Annotated in this window: 22 protein-coding genes and 1 other RNA gene; 7 read left to right on the forward strand and 16 right to left on the reverse strand. The window is 57.3% G+C overall.

Going from position 1 to position 19,135, the window contains the following annotated elements:
• Positions 1-36 precede the first annotated feature (36 nt).
• The 7 genes from G7Y41_RS07125 to G7Y41_RS07155 all read left to right on the forward strand — a co-directional run bounded on the left by G7Y41_RS07125 (position 37) and on the right by G7Y41_RS07155 (position 5,895).
• The gene (locus G7Y41_RS07125; protein WP_196819487.1) at positions 37-444 is read left to right on the forward strand and encodes a phage distal tail protein; all 408 of its coding nucleotides are present in this window, start codon (positions 37-39) and stop codon (positions 442-444) included.
• 15 nt (positions 445-459) lie between these two features.
• Positions 460-2,415, forward strand: coding sequence for a phage tail spike protein (locus G7Y41_RS07130; RefSeq protein ID WP_165315848.1), 1,956 nt, complete (start codon positions 460-462; stop codon positions 2,413-2,415).
• Between the two features lie 17 nt (positions 2,416-2,432).
• Positions 2,433-2,666 (forward strand): hypothetical protein, encoded by a 234-nt coding sequence (locus tag G7Y41_RS07135; RefSeq protein ID WP_165315849.1) that lies wholly within the window; start codon positions 2,433-2,435, stop codon positions 2,664-2,666.
• A 4-nt stretch (positions 2,667-2,670) separates the two neighbouring features.
• The gene (locus G7Y41_RS07140) at positions 2,671-4,038 is read left to right on the forward strand and encodes a hypothetical protein (protein WP_165315850.1); all 1,368 of its coding nucleotides are present in this window, start codon (positions 2,671-2,673) and stop codon (positions 4,036-4,038) included.
• 81 nt (positions 4,039-4,119) lie between these two features.
• Entirely contained in the window at positions 4,120-5,067 is a 948-nt protein-coding gene (locus G7Y41_RS07145) for an N-acetylmuramoyl-L-alanine amidase (RefSeq protein WP_165315851.1), read from the forward strand.
• Positions 5,068-5,077: 10 nt separating this feature from the next.
• Positions 5,078-5,413: a hypothetical protein gene (locus tag G7Y41_RS07150; RefSeq protein ID WP_165315852.1), complete on the forward strand. Its 336-nt coding sequence runs from the start codon at positions 5,078-5,080 to the stop codon at positions 5,411-5,413.
• The gene (locus tag G7Y41_RS07155; RefSeq protein ID WP_165315853.1) at positions 5,410-5,895 is read left to right on the forward strand and encodes a hypothetical protein; all 486 of its coding nucleotides are present in this window, start codon (positions 5,410-5,412) and stop codon (positions 5,893-5,895) included. The genes G7Y41_RS07150 and G7Y41_RS07155 overlap by 4 nt, the downstream gene beginning before the upstream one ends.
• Before the next feature lie 71 nt (positions 5,896-5,966).
• On the opposite strand, the gene G7Y41_RS07160 is transcribed toward G7Y41_RS07155, so the two are convergent.
• The 16 genes from G7Y41_RS07160 to G7Y41_RS07235 all read right to left on the reverse strand — a co-directional run bounded on the left by G7Y41_RS07160 (position 5,967) and on the right by G7Y41_RS07235 (position 19,115).
• Positions 5,967-6,377 carry a hypothetical protein gene (locus G7Y41_RS07160; RefSeq protein ID WP_165315854.1) on the reverse strand — a complete coding sequence of 137 codons (411 nt, stop codon included), beginning with the start codon at positions 6,375-6,377 and terminating at the stop codon, positions 5,967-5,969.
• A 106-nt stretch (positions 6,378-6,483) separates the two neighbouring features.
• Positions 6,484-6,648: a hypothetical protein gene (locus tag G7Y41_RS07165; protein ID WP_165315855.1), complete on the reverse strand. Its 165-nt coding sequence runs from the start codon at positions 6,646-6,648 to the stop codon at positions 6,484-6,486.
• An 11-nt stretch (positions 6,649-6,659) separates the two neighbouring features.
• Positions 6,660-7,829 (reverse strand): tyrosine-type recombinase/integrase, encoded by a 1,170-nt coding sequence (locus G7Y41_RS07170; RefSeq protein WP_165315856.1) that lies wholly within the window; start codon positions 7,827-7,829, stop codon positions 6,660-6,662.
• Between the two features lie 174 nt (positions 7,830-8,003).
• Positions 8,004-8,381: a transfer-messenger RNA gene (ssrA, locus tag G7Y41_RS07175) on the reverse strand.
• 127 nt (positions 8,382-8,508) lie between these two features.
• Positions 8,509-9,036, reverse strand: coding sequence for an SsrA-binding protein SmpB (gene smpB, locus G7Y41_RS07180; RefSeq protein WP_165216105.1), 528 nt, complete (start codon positions 9,034-9,036; stop codon positions 8,509-8,511).
• 233 nt (positions 9,037-9,269) lie between these two features.
• Entirely contained in the window at positions 9,270-10,571 is a 1,302-nt protein-coding gene (locus G7Y41_RS07185; protein WP_231367267.1) for a M23 family metallopeptidase, read from the reverse strand.
• A gap of 14 nt (positions 10,572-10,585) precedes the next feature.
• Positions 10,586-11,500, reverse strand: a complete 915-nt coding sequence (gene ftsX, locus G7Y41_RS07190) for a permease-like cell division protein FtsX (protein ID WP_165216108.1) — start codon at positions 11,498-11,500, stop codon at positions 10,586-10,588.
• A gap of 4 nt (positions 11,501-11,504) precedes the next feature.
• Positions 11,505-12,194 (reverse strand): cell division ATP-binding protein FtsE, encoded by a 690-nt coding sequence (ftsE, locus tag G7Y41_RS07195; protein ID WP_165216111.1) that lies wholly within the window; start codon positions 12,192-12,194, stop codon positions 11,505-11,507.
• 220 nt (positions 12,195-12,414) lie between these two features.
• Positions 12,415-13,536: a peptide chain release factor 2 gene (prfB, locus tag G7Y41_RS07200; RefSeq protein ID WP_165216114.1), complete on the reverse strand. Its 1,122-nt coding sequence runs from the start codon at positions 13,534-13,536 to the stop codon at positions 12,415-12,417.
• Between the two features lie 110 nt (positions 13,537-13,646).
• Positions 13,647-15,008 (reverse strand): NADP-specific glutamate dehydrogenase, encoded by a 1,362-nt coding sequence (gene gdhA, locus G7Y41_RS07205; RefSeq protein ID WP_165315857.1) that lies wholly within the window; start codon positions 15,006-15,008, stop codon positions 13,647-13,649.
• Positions 15,009-15,325: 317 nt separating this feature from the next.
• Positions 15,326-15,928: a hypothetical protein gene (locus G7Y41_RS07210; RefSeq protein WP_165315858.1), complete on the reverse strand. Its 603-nt coding sequence runs from the start codon at positions 15,926-15,928 to the stop codon at positions 15,326-15,328.
• The gene (locus G7Y41_RS07215; RefSeq protein ID WP_165315859.1) at positions 15,921-16,403 is read right to left on the reverse strand and encodes a hypothetical protein; all 483 of its coding nucleotides are present in this window, start codon (positions 16,401-16,403) and stop codon (positions 15,921-15,923) included. Before G7Y41_RS07215 ends, G7Y41_RS07210 begins: the two co-directional genes overlap by 8 nt.
• A 127-nt stretch (positions 16,404-16,530) precedes the next feature.
• Entirely contained in the window at positions 16,531-16,977 is a 447-nt protein-coding gene (locus tag G7Y41_RS07220) for a TadE family protein (protein ID WP_165315860.1), read from the reverse strand.
• A 1-nt stretch (position 16,978) separates the two neighbouring features.
• Positions 16,979-17,167: a hypothetical protein gene (locus tag G7Y41_RS07225; RefSeq protein WP_165315913.1), complete on the reverse strand. Its 189-nt coding sequence runs from the start codon at positions 17,165-17,167 to the stop codon at positions 16,979-16,981.
• Positions 17,168-17,283: 116 nt separating this feature from the next.
• A complete protein-coding gene (locus tag G7Y41_RS07230) occupies positions 17,284-18,258 on the reverse strand; it encodes a type II secretion system F family protein (RefSeq protein WP_165315861.1) in 975 nt (324 codons plus the stop codon).
• Entirely contained in the window at positions 18,255-19,115 is an 861-nt protein-coding gene (locus G7Y41_RS07235; protein WP_165315862.1) for a type II secretion system F family protein, read from the reverse strand. The genes G7Y41_RS07230 and G7Y41_RS07235 overlap by 4 nt, the downstream gene beginning before the upstream one ends.
• Positions 19,116-19,135 lie beyond the last annotated feature (20 nt).

Here is a 19,135-nt window from a genome sequence, read left to right on the forward strand (position 1 = left end):
GAGGGCCGCTTGAGTGTTGGAGAGTGGATAGACCTGGTGACCCGGCGGGGGGAAACCGCCTCCCGTGCGACATTGACGGTTAACGCAGGCCCACTGTGCGTAGGCAAAGAAGAACGGATCAGGCTCAGCACCGGAGAGAACGCGGTTAGGGTTGGCGGGAATCGGCCCGTGTGGCCCAGGTTTGAACTCAGCCTCACCGGCTACTCCAAGGCGGTCAGAGTCCTTGACTACGCAGGCAGGTTCGTGGAATTTACCTCATCGTCAACGATGACCGGTAGTGCAGTATTCGATTTGGATCCCATGAAACGGGTAACGAGGATCAATTCGAACCACCGGGCAATGACGCTTGCGTCTACACCTTTTGCTTTGAATCCGGGAATGAATCAGCTCATGGTTTCCGGAGCCTCAGGGACACTCTCATACAGGCCAGCCTATTACCTCTAGAAAGGGTGGGGGCATATGCGTTTTGCTGTAAACGATAGGTGGGGGAACACCCTTCGAGATCTCTCCACGGTGATGTCAGCTGTGAGAACACGCGGCGTGGATGCGACAGACACGTTGGATGTGACCTGCGCGGAAGCCATCGAAAAAGGCCAGCGACTCCTCATTGTTGACTCAATGGACCGGGTTGGTGAATACATTGTCCAATCAACTAAAACCACTCGGGGTGAGGCTCTGCCATTCACTATCGCGTACTGCGCGTCTTCAGTGTCAGAGCTGGCGTTGACGTTCATCGACGAGAAAAGGAACCGACAGGCAACCGCGACAGCGTGCCTGACGAAAGCCCTGGAGGGCACAAGGTGGAGGGTTGGGACGGTTGAATCACCCACCACGACACAGGCGGCTAATATTTCGTTCTACCACGTGTCCGCGTTGGAAGCGGTCAACAAGGTCGCCGAAACCTTCGGCCTTGAAATCGAAACCTCCTACGCCCTCGCTGAGGATGGAATCACCGTTGCGACACGGCGAATTAACTTGCGTCGCCGTAGGGGCACTGCGACGGTTTCACGCCGCTTCGAATACGGCCGTGACCTTCTTGAGATTGAACGCACGATCGACCCCGAAGATGTCGTCACTCGCCTATACCCGTTTGGCAGAGGCGTTGAGGAAACTGATTCTGAAGGGAACGCGACCGGAGGATATTCACGCAAGATCGACATCTCAAGTGTCAACTCCGGACGTAAATACATTGAGGACACCGAAGCGACGAGGCTGTGGGGGGTCACCGGCCCCGACGGTCGCACTCTCCCAGCCGACGGCATCGTGGAATTTTCTGAATGCGAGGAACCCGCAGAACTCCTCTCCCTTGCACGCAAGCACCTCACCCAGGTGTCTAAACCTAAAGTGTCATACACGGCAACTGTTGCCGCGTTGGCAGCCGCGGGCATGAACGCTGACGGCGTGGACATCGGCGACGAAGTCCACATCGTTGACACCACGTTCGATGAGCCGCTGCGCTTGCAAGGCCGGGTCCTTGAAATCGAAGAGGATCTTGTTGCAGGACTAGGAGAAGCGAAGATTACGCTGGGGAACATTCGGCAGTCCTACACGCAGATGATGGCAGCCCGGGCGCAGGCTCTCGATGGTCTCGTTTCTCGCGCTGGAACGTGGGATGCTGCCGCCGCGGGGTCTTCAGCCTACATTGACCGAATCATTGAGCGGATCAACGAGATCATGAACGCCACCGGCGGCTACACCTACCTTGTTCCCGGTGAAGGAATCTACGTGTACGACCGTCCCAAAGAACAACGCCCCACCAAATGCATTCACATCGGCGGCGGGTTCTGGCGTATCGCGAACTCTAAAAAATCCAACGGCGAATGGAACTGGCGCAACATGGCATCCGGGGATGGGATTTTCGCTGACACGATCCACGCGGGCACCATCCGCGGCGGAGCGTCAGCGTGGAACCTCGAAACCGGTGAAATCACCTTTAACAAGGGGATGATCAAAGGCGGGTCCAGCTCATGGAATCTCAACACTGGGAAACTCATCACCGTAGGCATGCAAGCCTCCAGCATCACCGCTCAGGGAGTATTCGAGTGTGGATCAACCAACGCCTACGGGATCCGGCTCAACACCACCGGGCAGATGGCCGGGTATTGGAAAGGCGAGAAAGTCGGCTATATCGACTACTCCACAGAGGTTTACGACATCACCAACCCGTCAACCAAGTGGCACGGAATGCAGCTGCAATCCAAGGAGATCATCAGGATCTCTACCCCGAAGATCTCAGTCGCAGCCACAAGCGACACATCCGAGGTCTCGACTGCAACCTTCACGGGGACGATCACGCAACCGGTGGTTACCTCAATCACCTACGGCGCTAACGGTCACCAGACTCACCACTACGGCAATCTCAGGCTGACGTTCATTAACGGTCTACTCACCTCCTACTCCACGATCGACAAATAGGAAGGAAAACCCCCCTTATGAAAGCTAACCCTGTGGTCGTGTACTGGCTGCACGACGTTTTGTCCCGCAGTGAAGAAATGATCACCTCCTACAACATCGCCGACCTGCGTGAGGCCACAGCAAGGATCGGGAGGCTGGTGGTCGCTGAAAGAGCTGACGGTACACGCGAGATCATCACCGACCTAAACACCGTGTCCGACCCAGCGATCGCTAACACGCACGCAGCCAGCCGACCTGTCATTGAGGAGTAAGAACATGGCTTTGGATGTATTCCGCACAATCGATGTTGAGATTTCAACCGCCAACGATTACGTTCCACCGATCCGACTTTCAGGTGGGGACCACAATGGCCGCTACCTGAGAGTCAAGCTCTGGAACGGGTCCTCGCCAGCCCAATCCACTGGTCTGACAGCCCGCCTGCTGTTCAACCCCTGTGACGGATCATCTGGTGGTTATGTGACAATGACAGCCGTGTCCGGGCAAGAAACCGCATGTTGGCAAGCCCCCATCCCCACCGAAGCTCTCACTGGAACATCCGCTCGCCTCGCCGTCCAAATCGTCCAAGGCCAAGACCTCTTATGTACGCGGGTCATTGAAGCGTCAATTGATTCACCCATTATCCGCACAGACGCCCAGCCAGCCAGAAACGCGCTCAGTGAATTCTTCGACGCAGTTGACCGCGTCGGAAACGTCACTGAAAACGCACAAACAGCTGAAGCCGCCAGAGCCAAGGCTGAGGCTAAGCGGGTGGAGGAAGAAAACCGGCGGGCATCAGCGGAGTCCGGGCGCGTCAACGCGGAAAATCAACGTATATCGGCTGAAAACAATCGCGGGTTCAACGAGACAAGCAGGACCAACGCGGAAACCCAACGCGCCTTGGCGGAAACCGCACGTGAATCTGCGGAAGCCCAACGCCGTGAGGCTGAGTCCGAGCGGGAAAAAAAGGAAAAATCCCGTGCCAGCACTGAAGCCGCGCGCGCGACAGCTGAGCGGCTGCGCGATGAACAGCAAGCGCGCAATAACGCCGACCAGGTCAAAAACAACCGCGATGCCAAAGACATCCAAGCCAAAATCATCCAAGAATGCAAAAATCACTTCGCACCCTTGTCCCACCAGCACTCCGCTGGGGACATCACCTCCGGGACCCTCCCGGTATCGCGTGGTGGTCTCGGCATCGAATCACCGATGGAAGCACGGGCAGCACGGCAATCCATTGGAGCGGCTTCACAGGAGGAGCTAGAAGACCTACGGAACTCACTCGGGTCGGGAGAGTCTACCCCTTGGGAAACCCTGCCGCTGGGAGATGGTTGGGCACCCATTAATGGTCAGACACCGCGTATCCGTAAAGTAAACGGCCTGGTGTGTATCGACGGTGTTGTTATGCAAGCAGGCGGCGGGGTTGTTGCTTATGTTGCGACAATCCCACCCGCATATCTTCCCTCTTCTGGGGAGCAGGTGATCGGGGTAACTCTCACGAGGGCCACATTCGATAGTTCCCTCTCCAAAAACATGAACATAGTCATCTCCGCTGAATCAGGAAACCTCTTCCTCGACGAACCAACCAGCACGGAATTCGGCATTGGGTGGGCTATCCCCCTGACTGCGACCTACGCGCCGAGGTAACCCGACAGCAGCACGTTTCACCCCCAACCCCCACAGTGTTGGGGGATTTTTTATACCCCACACGATCAAAGGAGAAAACACATGTACGCATACGAGACGGGCATGAACTCGCCCGCCTACACGCACGGCCGCCCAGGCGTGGGCAAGCCACAGTTCATCGTCTTGCACCATTGGGGAGCACTGGGACAACTGTTCGCCAACGTCCTGGCGTTCCTTTGCAGGCCAGGGGCTGACACGTCCGCACACTACGTCGTCGAGAAAGGCAAGGTCGCCTGCATTGTCGATCCTGACGACACGGCCTGGCACGCTGGAAACTGGGACGCGAACCTTCGAGGCATCGGCATCGAGTGCCGCCCAGAGATGGACAAGGCTGATTTCGAGACTGTCGCCGAACTCATCGCAGAGCTTCGCCACGCCTACGGGCCACTCCCCCTGCGCATCCACAAGGAATTCTTCGCCACCGCATGCCCAGGACGATGGGAAGCGCAACGCTCCGCGCTCGATGCCCGCGCGAACGCTCTCATGAAAGGCGCAAAGACTGCCGCAGCGGCCTCGGTGTCTAAGCCCGCTGCGAGTAAAGGCCCGAACTATGAGGCTCTTGCCGATGCGGTGATCCGCGGGGAATACGGGTCCGGTGAAGAACGCATGCGACGCTTGGGCAACGCCTACGCCAGGGTCCAAGCAATCGTCAATGCCAGGCTTCTTGGTGGCCAGCCCACGCCAACACCCCTGCCTGCGAAGCCAGCAGGCGCAAACATCGACGCCCTCGCCAAAGCGGTCATCCGCGGCGAATACGGCACAGGCGATGCGCGCCGCCAAAAACTCGGCAACCTCTACGACCAGGTCCAAGCCCGCGTCAACCAAATCCTCGGCGCGGGAGCAACCGCACACCGTGCAGGCGCAAACATCGATGCTCTCGCCGATGCGGTCATTCGCGGCGAATACGGCAACGGGGACGAACGCCGAGTCCGACTCGGCGCGAACTTCGCGGCCGTCCAAGCCCGCGTCAACCAGAAACTTGCGGCGTGAAGGAGGGACCATGCTCGGTATCGATTTTGACCCGCTCATCACATCCGGTGCTGTGGGGGTGCTTGCGACAGTATTGCAGGCGGTGTTTGATCAGCCCAGGTTCACGGCGACGCATCGGCGTCTCATCGCCCTAGGGCTTGGACTGGTCTTATCTGTGGTTATTTGGTGGGCGGGAGCCTACCCCGCGTCCTGGCAGCTCATCGCAACCCAAGCGTCCGTGGTTATTGCGTCCGCTGCGGCGGCTTTCACCATCCTCAAGCAGGTTGGGGTGATCGACTGGATCGGACACGTCACCCCAGGCGGTGAGGCCTACACGCCCAAGCATCGAGAAGGTGACGCGGATTGATAACGGCCCTAAATCCGGTATTCGATTTCTTCACCGACCCAAGGCTTGCCACCGAGCTGGTCTCCCTCGGTGTAGTCATCATCGGTGTGGTCAAGCTGTTTTTTGTTGGGCTTGAAAAGCGGATGACTTCTCGTCTGTCAGCGATCCACAAAACCGCAGGAGACGGAGCCAGGGCCGCTGAAACCGCGAAAGAACAGACCACCAACAGTCACGGGACAAACTTGCGTGATGACCTAGACGAGGTGAAGAAAATCGCCCAAAATGCCCTCAACAACACCGCTCAGATCATGGAGCGTCAAGAATCAGACGCAGACCTGGACGAGCACCGATTCCGCAGGCTCGAATCCCAAGTCGATGGCGTACGCGACGATCAGAGGAGCCTGACTGAATCGGCGGCGCGAGAACACCAGATCATCCACGCAAGAATCGACGACGTGAAAGGAGTCTGCCCCGCCTTTCAACACGGCAACACATCATGCTGACAAACACCCCGCCCCACCCAGGCAACTAACAGCTTGGGTGGGGCGGGTTTCGTGTATTCGAAGAGCGGATCCTACACAGCAACGGCTTCTTTCATCGTTGCGATCGTTGGACGATGTTGGGGCCCGGCAAGTCTGAGCAGCGTACCTTCTGGATGCTGGCGCAGGTAGTCGAGAAACATATCTACCGTGGAATCAGCATCACACGGCATCGACAGTTCAGTCTCACTGCCACATGCGAACGTTCCCTCTTGGCGAGCAAACGGTAAGAGCACGGCTTTACCATGTGTAAGAATGAACACATTAGCGTATCCACCTGCAACCTTCACACGATCGAAGAGATCCTTCATTGGTTCATCTCCAAGGGCTGTCACGACGAACTGTCGACCAATGTCGTTGACAACAGGAAGATTCTCGGGGTGGCTCGCCAAGGACTTGAGGATTGTTTTCGTGAATTCCTTGCGCTGGTCATCAACGGTCATCATCGTTCCCCTTCCTCTCTTCTGATCAGACTATCAGCGTAGCGACTAAGGGTGGGGACCTTGACTCCGATGCGCTTGGCCAGATCCGTGCGAGACAGGTAACGCCGAGTCATGACAGCTTCCGATTCTCAATAATTCGGGCTGCGGCGGTCAATCCAAGCGCTGTGAGGGTGAGTAGGGCACATACGACAGTTGCCGTGTGGTGACCGCGGGAGGCCGTGAATACGGTAGCTCCAGCTGAGGCAATGATGAACCACGTGGTGTCGATTTTCATGGTGAGGCTCCTTACACAACAACCGGCATTTTCGCTGCCAGCTCCCGGTCACGCTCAGCCGCCGCACGCTGATACCGCATCGCCACAGACACATCCTTATGCCCACCCCGCGCCATAATCTCCGCAACCGTCGCACCCTGCTGAGCGAAAATCGTCAGACCCGAGGCCCGCAGATCATGGAACCGGAACGCCCGTGGCATCCCCACGTTCTTCTTCGCCCGATTCCAATAGCGGTTATGCGCGGACTGAGACACCGGTTTACCCTCCTGGAGCGGGGACGGGAAAACAAACGCGTCCTCCCCCTCTCCCACAAACTCATCCAGGTGAGCCTTGATGAGAGGGACCAACGCCTCAGGGATCGACAAGGTGCGCGTGTCTTTCGCCTTCGTCGGTGTAAGGCGTGGGGGCTGCTCCTTTTGATTCCACTGCCGCACGATACGCACCGTTGCCCGCCCAGGCTTGTCTAGGTCCACAAAATCACCGCGCTGCAACCCCAACACCTCACCCTGACGAGCCTCCACCCACATGCCCAGGTAAACGGTGAGCTGCAAAAGAGGCGGCATGGCCTCAGCCAACGACTTGACCTGCTCGGGTGTCGCGAGTTGGGCACGCCGCGTCGCAGACGTTTCCGGCGCTGTTTCTTTATACCGCACGGGCGACGTGATGAGTCCTCCCTTGTTTTGTTCAACGGCGACATTGAACATGCGGCGGATGACGATTAGCGTTTTCGCTTCTTTGGCGGACGAGGTTTCACGCGCTCGGCGCATGATCGCTTTGATATCGTCCTCGGTTACGTCAACGAGCAGCTTGTCTCCAATGTACGGAATGACACTGTTGTTGATCTGGCCTTTGTATTCACGCAGTGTCCCTCGGCTCTTGAGGCCCTGTTCGACCTCACGTTCCACTTGGGCGAGCCATTCTTGTGCCCATGCTTTAACCGTAAGGTTCTTTTCCTGTTCAAGTTTCTCGGCATCTTCGCGGGCCCGCTTTTCAGCGCGGCGTTGCTCTGCGGTGACGAATTGGCCGGTGATTTTCTGGGCACGCGCGATATCTAACGCAGCTTTCGCGTCTTTCAAGACCGGGTAGTCACCAACCAGGTGACGCTTCCCGTCGATGCTGATCCTCACTCGATACATTCCACGGTACTCAACGATCCCTCGGGGAAGTTTTGCCGCAACCACCTTGGTACCTCACTGTCGCCGGGGCTGTTTTCTGGTACCGCTATGGTACCGTTTTTGCGGTACCAAAACGTCATAAAGCGTCAAAAGTTGTCATAAGCAAAGCGGCGGAGACTCCGACTTTTCCCAATGATTCCAACAGAAAACCCCGGAACCATGCGGTTCCGGGGTTACCTACAGTGGAGATGGGGGGAATCGAACCCCCGTCCGACGGCCGGCCCCGAGGTCTTCTCCGGGCGCAGTCTGCGTAAGTATTTCTCGGCCCCCGGCATCATGCAGACCTGCTACCGGATAGGCTCAGTCAGCTAAATGTCGAAGCAAGCCCACCGACGTGACTTGCAACCAGTGGCTCCCTGAATGACGCCAGACACCAGGCTGGGAGCACCACCTGGGCTGACGGACTAAAGGTTCACGCGGCGATATCAGGCGGCGAGAACGTAGTCGGTGCGGTTCTGTTCAGCACCTATTGGTTTACACGCATCGTTTGCGAGTAGAGCGCGCATCCTCGGCCCGCTTCCCCTCGATCGACGACCGTCGTCGAAACCGATCATCCCCTATTGAGTTTATCCACTCACCGGCCAGGAATTTACTGGCCAGATGCACCAGCATATCTCAGCCTCACGGCTCTGACAATAGGCACACGGAAGCAGCCTCGTCCTCGTCCCCTGAAAAACAGGGAAACCTAGTGCCTGGCTTGGCGGACGTAGCGACGCATTGCACGCTCGGCATCGCGCTGATCCTGAGCTTCGCGCAACGCCTGACGTTTATCCCATTCCTGTTTGCCCTTGGCCAGGGCAATCTCCACTTTGGCTCGTCCCTCGATGAAGTACAGTTCAAGCGGCACAATCGTGTACCCCTTCGCCTGAACCTTCGACGCCAGCATCTGAATCTGCTCCTTGTGAAGCAGCAATTTGCGTTTACGGGTTGGCGCATGGTTATTCCACGATCCTTGCGAATACAGCGGAATGTTTGCCCCGTAAAGCCATGCCTCGCCGTCTTTGACTTCAACCCAGGAGTCCACAAGGGATGCGCGCCCCATCCGCAGCGCTTTCACTTCGGTGCCCGACAACACGAGCCCGGCCTCCCACGAATCCTCAATGAGGAAGTCATGGCGCGCTTTCTTGTTGCGCGCGATTGTTTTCTTCGCGTCGGATGCGTTCTTGCGCCGCTGCGCCTCAGTGGGCTTCGGCTTCTTCCATTCCTTCGGCATCGTGCACCTCCTCCTCGTTGTCATTGACGAGGACGACTCCTCGCGTTCACCCGTTCCCAGCCATTTTCCTCACCGCTCCACGTCAGAGCAACGCGGCTGTCAACTGGCTGAGGCCTCTGAATGAGGCGTGACAGCCCATTCTAGCGTCCAAGGCGCACGCCCGTGAGACCAGCAGCGTTCCTTGGGTATTAGACCAGCTGGCATTCCTTGGGCAAGGACGGCATCTTCTGCGATCAGAAGAAGTTCATTGGGTCGACGTAGGTGCCATTCTGAATCACACTCAGGTGCAGGTGGCATCCTGTGGAGTATCCGGTGGTCCCGACCTCGCCAAGAACCGTTTCGGGTGTCACGTGCTGGCCCGGAGACACGTAGATTCGCTGCAGGTGCATGTACTCCGTGATGATCGAGGATCCGCGCACAAGCCCGTGATTGACATGCACGTAATTTCCTTTGCCGATTCCGGAGGTCGCTGCCACAACCTCACCTTCGGCAACGGGGTAGATCGGCGTTCCGCACGCCGCAGCCATATCCGTTCCTTCATGAAGCATGCCGTAGCCGAGGACGGGGTGAATCCTCCATCCGAAAGGAGACGTGATGACAACGCTTGTCAGGGGATAACGCCATCCGGTCGACGATGCCCGCGTCACATAGTTCTTCCGACGATTCTCGGCATCAATTTTCTCCAGAGCGGCAAGCTTTTCTTTTAGTTCAGCTTGGGCTTCATCCAGCTGCTTCTTCGCCGTATCTTTCTTGGAGTCCCATTCCTTCTGCTTAGCTTCCGCCTGCGCCTTGAGCGTCGTCAACGACTCAACCTGCTTCGCTGCCTCATTCTTCGCGGCTTCGGCATCATCGGCCGCTTTCTTCGCTGTCTGTTCGAGCGAGGATATGCGCTTCGTGATCGCTTCCTGTCGCGACACTTGCGAACGGTGAGTGGCTTCCACGCCAAGAGCTGCGCTCAACGCCTGCGATTGAGAGCGGCTCATCGCATTTGCTGCCGCCGCGCGATCGTCGATCGACGCCGTTCCCTCGGCTGTCAATGCCACTGCAATCGCCGAAGGCGACCCATCTTTATACATCTGTCGGGCGAGCGAAGCGATCGCCTGCGACGCCTGTGTTTGCTGGTCCTCAGCTTTTTTTATCTCGCGCGTCAGCGAATCTTTCTCCGCCTGAGCGGACTCTAACTGCCCGAGCGCGACCTCGTGTTCGCGGGTGGCTGCGTCGAATCGCGAATGTGCTTCGTCGAGTGCGGCCTGAGCCGTTGGGATCTGAGATTTCAACGAATCAAGTTCGATGTAGATCTGCGCGAGGTTGGAGTCAATGCCCTCAAGCTGGGACTCTAGGGTCGACACGGATGCCGCTGCTTTGTCTTTTTCGCGGACAGCTGCATCTCGATCGTCCTCGGCCATCGCAGGAATTGATGCGAGGAATGCGAGGGCCACAGTACACGTCGCAGCAATACCGGCGCGGGCGATTCCTCGTCCCCATGAACGAGGACGAGCTGCCTCCTGAGCGTCACTGAAATCAACGGAACCCATGTCGAGACTCCTTTTTATGCCTTCGTGTACTTCGCCAAGGACACAGCTGACGCGATGAGCGCAAGAAGCACAGCCGCAAGAATGAGTACCGGCGCCATGAACCACACCTGAGGGATGCCAATGAAACTGGTCCACTGGAACGCCGGAGCAAGCCACTGTTGGACAAGGAAATGGACGCCTGCGAAAAGCGTGCCAATGGCCATGAACGCACCGACGATCGCGGCGAGGGCGCCTTCGATCATGAACGGAGCCTGAATGAAGAGGTTCGACGCTCCGACGTATCGCATGATCTGCGTTTCTTGCTCACGGCTCATCGCGGAGAGACGAATCGTGGTTGTGATGAGAAGAATCGCCGCAACGATCATTACCGCACCCAAACCAAGGGCAAGGATTCGAGCCGAGTCGATGACGTTAAACAACGGTTCAACGATCTCGCGTTGATCGCGAACGTCCGAGACTCCCGACACCCCGGAGAACTCTTCTTTAATAATCGAATACTGCTCCGGGTTGACCAGTTTGATGCGGAATGACACCTGCATCATGTCGGCGCTGGTCCACTGCCCGAAAGCTGAGTCGCCGTAGAGTTCCTGGAAGTTCTTGTATGCCTCTTCCTTCGATTCCTCATACACCGTCTGGATGTACTGCGACATTTCCTTCGAGTTGAGTTTGTCTCGAACCGCAGCGATCTGCTTGTCCGTGGCTTCCTCACCATTACATGACGGGGTCGCATCATCGATGGCACACATGTAGATCGATACTTCGATCTTGTCGTACCATTCCGTCTTCATGCGGGAGACCTGCATTTGTGCCAGACCTGCAACCCCAACGAAAAGTAGCGACACAAATGTCACGATGATCACCGCAACCGACATTGCGCGGTTACGGGCCAGACCTTTTCCGACTTCAGAAAAAATAAAACGTAATTTCATTTCGCTACCTCGCCGCCCCATATACGCCGCGCGACTGGTCGCGTACGACATCGCCGTCTTGTAGTTCGATCACGCGCTTGCGCATCTGGTTGACGATGTCCGCGTCGTGCGTCGCCATAACGACCGTGGTTCCTGTGCGGTTAATCCGGTCAAGGAGGCGCATAATTCCCAAGGATGTGTCCGGATCAAGGTTGCCTGTCGGTTCGTCGGCAAGCAGCAGCTCTGGCCGGTTGACCATTGCTCGGGCGATCGCTACGCGCTGTTCCTCACCGCCAGAAAGCTCGTGAGGCAGTCGTTTTTCTTTCCCGGAGAGGCCAACGAGGTCGAGGGCGTCTGGAACTGCGGTTTCGATGGCGTGCTTCGGTTTACCGATGACCTGCATCGCTAAAGCCACGTTTTCGAACACCGTTTTCGACGGCAGCAAGCGGAAATCTTGAAACACCGTTCCGATTTGGCGGCGAAGTTTCGGCACCGCCCATGTTGACAGTTTCGACACGTCCTGACCCAGGACCCACACTTTGCCCGACGTTGCCTTAATTTCTCGCATGACAAGTTGAAGGAACGTGGATTTACCGGACCCTGATTTGCCCACGAGGAACACGAATTCCTCGCGTTCCACTTCAAGCGAAACGTGGTCAAGCGCGGGTCTGGCACCAGGGGTGTACACCATAGTGACATCGTCAAAACGAATCATGAAGCCATCCAGATCGGGAATGTAGTCTCGATCAGACTAGGCATTCTTTTCAGGCCCTGGCACGAACGACACGCCACGAGAGGAATCAGCTCAGTGTGACCTCAGCCGTCTCAGCTTCTCCTACCAACGAGATCTCACCGTGTGAAACGACCTTAGGGGACGAGGCCGACGTGCCGTCACCTCCAGCTTGTGCAGCTCAGCGCTGTTTTGCTCGTGAATTTTACTCCGCGGCGCTATTTTGTTCGTTCTTGCGCCACCGAATACCGGCGTTGATAAAACCGTCAATGTCACCGTCGAAAACGTTCTGCGGGTTACCGGACTCAAACTCGGTACGGAGATCCTTGACCATCTGATACGGCTGAAGAACATACGACCGCATCTGATCGCCCCACGAGGCTTTGACGTCGCCTGCAAGTTCCTTCTTCTTGGCTTGTTCTTCCTCGTGACGCAGCACAAGCAGGCGTGACTGGAGTACCCGCAGGGCGGCCGCACGGTTCTGAATCTGTGATTTCTCGTCCTGCATTGACACAACAATCCCCGTGGGAATGTGTGTCATGCGGACCGCGGAATCCGTTGTGTTCACCGACTGTCCACCGGGACCGGATGAACGGAACACATCAACCTTCAGCTCCGACTCGGGAATTTCAATGTGGTCGGTGGATTCAATGAGCGGAATGACCTCAACCGCAGCGAAGGATGTTTGACGTCGCCCCTGGTTATCGAATGGGCTGATGCGGACTAGCCGGTGAGTCCCGGCCTCAACTGACAGAGTGCCATAGGCGTAGGGTGCCTGAACCTCAAAAGTCGCCGACTTAAGGCCAGCTTCCTCGGCGTATGACGTGTCCATGACCTTCGTCGGATAGCCGTGGCGTTCCGCCCACCTCAGGTACATCCGCAGAAGAATCTCAGCGAAGTCTGCCGCATCAACACCTCCTGCTCCGGAACGAATCGTGATAACCGCGTTTCGTTCGTCATATTCGCCGTCGAGAAGGGTGCGGATCTCAAGGTCGGACATATCGGACTTGAGTTTTTCCAGGTCAGCGTCGGCCTCGGAAAGGATCTCCGCGGATTCCTCGGGGTCCTCCCCCGCCATCTCAATCATGGCCTCAAGGTCGTCAATCCGCTCCACCATGTGTTCCACACGATCAAGCTCACTTTGACGATGGCTAAGTGCCGATGTCACTTCCTGAGCATGAGCAGGATCATCCCACAGATCCGGCGCTGTCGCTTCATCCGATAGCTTGCTAATCTGCGCGCGCAATTTATCTGGCTGCACGACAGCCAGGACGTTCTCCATCGTTTGACGGAGCTGTTCAATCTCTTCAGCGAATTCTGTGGCCACACGCCTAGAGTAGTCGATTCTTCAGAACCAATCTCCCACGCAAGACTCTTTCACCCCCGCAGTCGTGACTGCGGGGGTGAAAGATGTATGAGATCGCCGATGAGATCAGGTTAGATCAGGCCTTGAGCAACCATCGCGTCGGCAACCTTGAGGAATCCTGCGAGGTTGGCTCCGGCAACGTAGTCGCCGGGCACACCGTATTCATCTGCTGCCGCAACTGTCTGCGTGTGGATGTCGACCATGATCTGATGAAGTTTCTGATCGGTCTCCTCGAATGACCACTGCGTGCGCCCGGAGTTCTGCTGCATCTCCAGCGCGGAGGTGGCAACACCGCCGGCGTTAGATGCTTTTCCGGGAGCGTAGGCCACGCCCGCCGACTGTAGAGCTTCGATTGCCTCGGGAGTGGTCGGCATGTTCGCGCCCTCGGCAACCAGCTGGACGCCGTTGCGGATGAGGGTTTCAGCGGCTTCAACGGGCAGCTCATTCTGGGTGGCACACGGAAGAGCAACGTCGCAAGGCAGATCCCAGATCGAACCCTTCGTGACAAACTCAGCGCCTTCACGTTCGCTGGCGTAATCGGACACTCGCAGGCGACGAACTTCCTTCACGTCCTTGAGCAGCTCAATATCGATACCGTTCTGATCGACGACGTAGCCGGAGGAGTCGGAGACAGCGATGACGGTTCCGCCGAGCTGCTGGACCTTTTGTGCTGCGTAGATGGCGACGTTACCGGAACCGGAAACAACGACCTTCTTCCCGTCGAACGAGGTGCCGCGAGCCTTGAGCATCTCATCTGCGTAGTAGACGAGGCCGTAGCCTGTGGCCTCGGTACGCGCGTAGGAGCCACCCCAGGTCAGTCCCTTGCCGGTGAGCACTCCCGCATCGAATCGGTTGCGGATTCGCTTGTATTGACCAAAGAGGTAGCCAATTTCGCGACCACCCACGCCGATATCGCCAGCAGGCACGTCTGTGTCGGGACCGATGTGACGCTGAAGTTCTGTCATGAAGGACTGGCAGAAGCGCATGATCTCTGCATCGGACTTGCCCTTCGGATCAAAGTTTGCGCCTCCCTTGCCGCCACCGATCGGCAGGCCTGTGAGGGAGTTCTTGAAGATCTGCTCGAAACCAAGGAACTTAATGATCGAGAGATTCACCGTGGGATGGAAGCGCAGACCGCCCTTGTATGGGCCAAGCGCTGAGTTGAATTCGACGCGGAATCCACGGTTAACGTGGATCTTCCCCGAATCGTCGGTCCAGGGAACGCGGAACATAATCTGGCGTTCCGGTTCAACGATTCGCTCATAGAGCGCAAGGTCAGAGTATTCTGGTCGACGATCAACGATCGGTCCGATAGTCAAGAGGACCTCGAAAACCGCTTGATGGAACTCAGCCTGTCCGGGGTTTGCGTCGAGAACGGACTGATAAACGGACTGCAAGCGCGGTGATAAGCGCGAAGAATCTAAGTTGCTCATGTCGAAAATTTTGCCATCTTTTACCTGGGTTTGAGAGTAAGTTTTACATTCTGATCCTTGAGACATATCACGTTATCTGCGAATCTCCAGCACCCCACCCAACCGAGTGTTACGTGTATTTGCGCAGGATATGGCACATATTTTTTCGCAGACCACGTCTGTCCGACGGCGTGGAAACGGAACCTCCAACACGCTCTCACTGTCTATGTGACGAACATCCCACTTCATTTTGCGATAGATTTCCGCGTCCACACCCCTCCCCGGCTTGCACATTCCAGCCCGTTCTCAGGAGATAAGTTCCCTCCCCTGCACGTCACTTACTCTTCCCTGCTTCTATACTCCAACGTGGCCGCCGATTCCCTTTCGAGAATAGGGAGTATCGCACCTGCGATCGGCCCTGGAAGAAACTCAACTGTTGCCTGTGCTGACAACGTAACCGAGACGGTGTTCTCGTGAACCCCCACTCGTTGAAGAATCACCCCTGCCCCCACGTCACAGGTGCTCCCCCGAAGACGCTCCAGCGCCGCAGCCGCACGTACGCGCGCTCCGGTGACCGACACTCGCGCGCCACCCGATTCTTTCTGGGAGTAGTAGTCCTCCTCGTCAACTGCTCCCGCTGCATACGCAACAACACGATCCGCACACGAAACAAGCCGCATATTTTGTACGGCAACACAGGTTGTTGCCGCAGACATGAAGACACCAACGAGGACGAGCGCAGCCCCGGCAAGAATCAGCATCCCCACGCGGCCATCATCTTCTCGCGTCCACCGCTGACACAGCGTTCTGGCATTGCACGCAAGACGCGCCGTAACTTTCCCTCGTTTTTCCAGCTGCACACTCGCCCCCTCGACGTTGACCACGACCTTCCTTGCTCCCCTGAGCATGCCCTCGTAAAACTCACTGCGGTGTTCAATCACCGCCGGACGACCCTCGCAGCGACGTCCCCTCACGGGAGACAAGTGCAACAGACTCAACCGGCGCACCCGCGTGGGAGCGCACCGTAATTGACGCCCGATCGCCGGCAATCCACGACACAAGGGGAACATTCACTCGCGAAACGATTGTGACGTCAACAAAGCCATCGATCTGCGAAGAGCCATCACCCGTCACGCGAGCATCGGCGCTGCCCAGGCCTCCAACTCTCATCCCCGATTCTGTGCCACCCTCTGGTTGGAGCGACGAACTGTCACCCCAATTCATCGCGACATCATTGGGAGGATCACGGCCGAAGTCACTAAAGATTGCCGACACCTGACGCATCGCTCGTTCCTTCGCAGTGGGATCCGTCGACAAAATTCGCACCGCCTCACGCGCGGCAGAATCACCGGCGAAAATCACCCCCTGAACATCTGAAAGAACAAGGATTCCCCAGAGCACGGGAAGAACACCCACCAGGAAAATTCCAATGAATTCAACAGCCGCGCTCCCCTCTTCCCCTCGTTCCTTTCCCCGCGTCCAATGACGAATTCTCCGCGGTGATTTTCGAGGCCGAGGAAGCGGACCACACCCACACACCCAACTACGGGGTCTCCACATGCCCCACATGGAGGTCCTCCTCAATCATTGCGCTGCCGGTTGCCGACAGGCTTCGCGGTCCCCACGGTCCGATAATCGGGAGTGTTGTTGTCACCGTGATCCGGAGTATGCGAACACCGTTATCCCGGGTGATCTGTGCTGAGATCACATGGTCTCTTCCACGGCCAATCAGTGAATCAACAACTTCACCTGCTGCCTGGCGAGCAGCTGACACGTCCTCGTCCTCGACACCCCCATGAATTGCTCCGCGCCTGGCTCCCTCTGCCGCCGCGTAGGAGGCAAGGTTCCTCACATGAAGTGCGTATCCAATCTGAAGGACCGCGCACACGAGAGCAAGAACAAGGAATTGCACGAGGACGAATTCGACAACCTGCGAGCCGCGCTCACCCGTATGCTCCGTTTGCCGACACGGCGCCCCTGCCCCGGTCACACTAGATTCCGGCAATGGAATCAAGCGCCTGGTTAAAGAGCGCGACGAGGCGGTCAGAGGCAATACCCCAGATCAACATGACGAGGGCTGCCGTCATTAAGGTGATGAGCACCCAGCCGGGAACATCACCGCGCTCCCGCTCACCGCAGGGCAGATGACAACAGCTTCGGCTCACACAACGACAACGCATCGTGGCTAGCTGCCGGAACACATGGATCATGGATTTCATGAAGACTCCTTTGTCTGGATATGTCTGGATATGAATGAATATGCAAGGAAAGAAGAAGACTCTGACAAGTCACCGTTTTACGGAACAACCTCCAGGGCGAAGAGTCCCGGGTAGAGGGCGAAACATACCGTCACCGGAAGGATGAGAAAGACCACCGGAAACAGCATCAGGATCTCTTTCTTCCCACCGCTCTCCATGAGGCGTTCACGTGACGCCGTCCGTAAATCAAGCGCCTGAGCATGAAGAATGTGCGCTAACGGGGCTCCGCGTTCCAACGCAGACACCAACGTCAGACACAGGCGCTCAAGGGCAGGTGAATCATTGCGTTGAACTGCGTACTCCAATGCCCGAGCATTCCCTGATCCCGACCGAATATCAACAACGATCCGATGGAATTCATCCGAAAGCGCCGATCGTGAAATTCTGGCAACCCGCTCAATCGCAGCAGGAATTGACTCTCCCGCTCCGACAGCCAGAGCCAGCAGCTCCGAAGCATCGGGAACCTCTTCATCGATGAGTCGTTGCCGCCGCTTCGCCCGCCACGTCAGCTGTTGGTCCCAGGCAACCGCTCCACACACGCTCCCAAGAAACGCCACAACCGCAAGCCCCGCAATACCGATCGTTCCTCGATGGATGCACGCCGGAGCACACACCGCGATCCCCACGATCAGACCACCAACGGCTAAGAGAAGCTGATGGAATCGGAATGCTCCGACATCTGCGTCGCGCCCAAGCAATCTGAAACGTCGCACCACGGATGACTGCGTCGACCCAACAATCTCCCACACGGGAGCACACAGGGTGAGGAGGTTCGCAGCCGTCCTCGTCCTCGCAAATGATGCCAACCCCCGCGATGTTGCCTCGCGAAAAGAGCCAACGGGAACGCCACGTGCACAAACACCACCATCGCTTGGTTGGCCCTGGGACACGCGCAAAGCCAAGAGTCGTGATCGACGGGTGAGCACACGCCAGAGGAGGAACACTCCCCAGGCGCAGGCAACAGCATCAACGACGCAGCACACTTCAGCAGAAATAATCGGGATGTTCGTCATCGCATTGTCCGTCGCTCTGCATCCATGCGACCAACGAAACGCATCAGCCAGAAAGCGATGACGCAGGCAATCAGTCCTCCCAGAAGCACGCCAGCTCCGCGAGAAGAATTCCACGCTGCGCCCGCCCCCGGATACCTGGCCGTCAATAAAAGAATCACCCACGGAGCGGCAACACCTAGACGCGCTGAGTTCACCGTCCATGACTGACGTGCCCGAAGTTCCCCTCGGATTCGCGCATCCTCCCTGAGTAACACCGATTGGGCGCGCAACAGCGACACAAGATCTGCGCCGCCGAGCTGACAGGCGATCCGAAGCGTTTCGACAATCCGATCGGCAACCGGATGAGCCAGGCACCCCTTGAGGACATCCATCGCATCGTGAAGACGGCCATGCACCGCATATTCCGAACGAAAATGAGCGAATGCTGGACGGAATTCTTCGGGACCAGAATCAGCAATATCCCCGAGAATATCCGCAATGGGAATTCCCGCTCGCACCCCGGCGATAATTCCATCGACAACGTCAGGCCACAGGCGATAAGCATTGAGTTGGATGCGTCGTGCCCGCGATGACACAGCAACAAAGGGAAGCGGCAACACTGCCACCGTCAGAATGCCTCCGATCGTCCACGATGATGACCACATCCACGCTGCTGCGCCAACGACCACAGCCACTGCGATGCTCGCCACCACAAATGCTCGTAACGACCACCGTTTCCACCCCGCAATGACGAGTCGATCACGCCACTGGTCAACCCAGCGCCAAGATCCCCATGACACGGTCGGGGTCCCCACCCACGTCGACACGATGAGGACGATCCCTACACCGCATAGTGCTCCCGTGATCACTCCGATCATCGGTTTTCTCCTTCCATGCG

This window comes from Schaalia sp. ZJ405, from assembly GCF_011038885.2.
Lineage (GTDB): Bacteria > Actinomycetota > Actinomycetes > Actinomycetales > Actinomycetaceae > Pauljensenia.